The 274-nt window shown below is 43.1% G+C and carries 1 protein-coding gene; it reads left to right on the forward strand.

Features of this window, described 5'->3' with window-relative positions; all coding sequences use genetic code 11:
• A partial coding sequence (locus RYX56_RS22325) for a hypothetical protein (protein ID WP_317124118.1) occupies nucleotides 1-274 on the forward strand: 274 nt, incomplete at both ends.

Genomic DNA, 274 nt, shown 5'->3' on the forward strand with positions numbered 1-274 from the left:
TTTATTAAATAGCTTAATGGGATTAACAGAGCACGCCAAAAAGCAGGCTGAGGCGGCGATCGTAGGCGGAGTTCAACGTCGCTCTCCTTTTGTTGAGGCGGTAGGATGGGCTCGAATGGGTCATGCTGTGCAGCTACTAGACGATTATGATCCCTCTCTTGCAATTCAATGTTATGAAACGTCGCTAAAGTTGATGAGTGATTTAAAGATGTCACGCGGTAAATCAGAAGCTTATATGGGACTTTGTTTATTATATGGAAAGCAAGGAGAATAT

This window comes from Alkalihalophilus lindianensis, assembly GCF_032843265.1.
Lineage (GTDB): Bacteria > Bacillota > Bacilli > Bacillales > Bacillaceae_D > Alkalihalophilus > Alkalihalophilus lindianensis.